Annotated in this window: 3 protein-coding genes and 1 pseudogene; 3 read left to right on the plus strand and 1 reads right to left on the minus strand. The window is 69.8% G+C overall.

All coding sequences use genetic code 11. The features are described 5' to 3' along the window. Both ACWEN3_RS45845 and ACWEN3_RS45850 read left to right on the plus strand, forming a co-directional pair. Nucleotides 1-427 (plus strand): TioE family transcriptional regulator (locus tag ACWEN3_RS45845; RefSeq protein ID WP_452984294.1); only part of this gene is annotated, 427 nt, incomplete at its 5' end. A 191-nt stretch (nucleotides 428-618) separates the two neighbouring features. Beyond that, nucleotides 619-1116: a hypothetical protein gene (locus ACWEN3_RS45850; RefSeq protein WP_452984296.1), complete on the plus strand. Its 498-nt coding sequence runs from the start codon at nucleotides 619-621 to the stop codon at nucleotides 1114-1116. 65 nt (nucleotides 1117-1181) lie between these two features. Here the strand turns inward: ACWEN3_RS45850 and ACWEN3_RS45855 are convergent, their stop codons facing one another. Further along, a complete protein-coding gene (locus tag ACWEN3_RS45855; protein WP_452984298.1) occupies nucleotides 1182-1451 on the minus strand; it encodes a DUF3761 domain-containing protein in 270 nt (89 codons plus the stop codon). 439 nt (nucleotides 1452-1890) lie between these two features. On the opposite strand from ACWEN3_RS45855, the pseudogene ACWEN3_RS45860 reads away from it, so the two are divergent. Then, nucleotides 1891-2023 (plus strand): annotated as a pseudogene (locus ACWEN3_RS45860) (hypothetical protein); the annotation flags it as partial.

Below are 2023 nucleotides of genomic sequence, written 5' to 3' on the forward strand. Positions count from 1 at the left end.
GCCCCGTTCGACGGCCGCGACCAGGGTGACGGTCAGCCCTGCCGCGGCGCAGTTGTCCGGGCCCGACGCGCTGTCCGGGTCCGGCGGCACGTTCATCGGACCGCTGGCAGGGAGGCTCGGCATCCGGCCCGCGACGCTGCGCAAATGGGAGAGCGCCGGGCTGGTGCGCCCGCGCCGCGACCCGCGGACCGGGTACCGCGTCTACGACGAGGCCGACGTACGGGACGCCCGGCTGGCCCACCAGCTCAGGCGGGGCGGCTATCTGCTGGAGCAGATCTCACCGCTGATCGCCCAGGTGCGGGCGGCCGGCGGGCTGGAGCCGCTGGAGGCCGCACTGCGCGACTGGCACGGCCGGCTGTCCGCCCGCGGGCGGGCGATGCTGACCGGGGCCGCGGAACTGGAGTCGTACCTCCGCCAACGCGGCTGAGACGCAGGGGAGTTCGGGCGCCTCCGCCAGGCACGCCCGGTGATGGCGGACGTACCGCGTACGCGGCAGGTCCGACGCGGCCGCGACCCGGCCGTCACTCTGGCATACGCGCGTAGAGCTCTGGCATCATCTGGTGGCACCACCTGCACTGCCGCCCCGTCAGAAGCACGGCCATTCGCAGGAGGCTCCCCATGAAGGTCCGCTCCGCACTGACCGCTCTCGCCCTCGTCGTCGCCCCCGGCGTCGCGGTCCTCGGCACCGCCACCGACGCCTTCGCCGTCACCAAGATCAGTCAGGCCACCGCGACCCAGATGTTCCGCGCGGTGGGCATCACCTGGTCCTCCTCCGGAAACTGCTCGGACCGCTACAACGCGACCTGTACCTCGTTCGAGCAGCTCAACCTCGCCACCGCCCAAGGTGCCCAGACCCTCAAGCGCGCCAGCGGCTGCGCCCTGAACATCACCGGCGGCACCGAGGCCGGGCACGCGTCCGGCACGTACTCCCACTGGAACGGCTACAAGCTCGATCTCAGCAAGTACACCTGCGTCGGGAACTACATCAAGAACACGTTCAGCTACTCCGGCCTGAGAGGCGACGGTTACCCGATGTGGACGTCGGCTTCCGGCAACGTCTACACCGACGAGGGAAGCCACTGGGACGTCCTGTACTACAACTGCGGCGGCTGCTGAGCCGCGCCGACGGAATGCGGGGTCTCCTCTCCCGTTCGAGGGGGAGGAGACCCCGCTGGTGCGGCCTACTTGAACCAGTAGTGGACGCCGTGGTGGTGAGAACAGGTGCCCTGCGAGTGCCGCGAGTACGAAACGCTCGCGTCGTAGCACTTGGCCGTCTCGTACTTGTCTCTCGGCTTCTGGTGGTGCGTCCAGCCGCAGAGACCGGTGGTGTGGCTGACGCAGTGGTGGGCCGTGTTGGTGGACGGCAGCGTCGCGGCCGAGGCGGCCGGTGCGCTGAAGAACACGCCGGCGATGGCGACGGCTATGGCTGAGGTGGCGATACGTGCGCGCAAAGGAATCCCCCCTTTGGTGTCGAGCAAAGTGCAGTGGAGTTTATAGCGGCGCCGAACCGCCTAATGGTGGAATCTCGAACTTTTTTGGCGTACGGGCCCGCACCGGCCGAACCTCCCTAGGCCACAGAGCGGTCCCCGCGGAACCGACCCGCCGGAACGGATCGCGTACCTCTTTCCCCGGACCGTCGCCGAGGCCGAGCCCGCTAGGGGGTGTCGTTCGGATCATCCCGGCGTCGCGGGGTGCTCGAGGTCCGTGAGCGCGGTCTGCCGCCGGCTCGGCGGTCGGCCGGCAGCAGTACGGGGATGTCCTCCGGTCGGAGGGGGCCGGTTCCTCCGCCAGGGCCCCCGGGTGGACGACGGTGGACCAGGGACGCGGGGCGGGAGGCTGGGGGTCGGACAGAAGGCCGGTTCACGAATGCGGCCGGAACAGGAGGCAGTCATGCCAGTCGACTACGAAGCCTGGGCCCTCGAGGAACTGACCGGCACCGCGCGTGTGAAGCGTGGCATGGCCGAGCAGCTCAAGGGCGGCGTGATCATGGACGTCGTCACTCCGGAGCAGGCGAAGATCGCCG

The organism is Streptomyces sp. NPDC004561 (assembly GCF_053602155.1).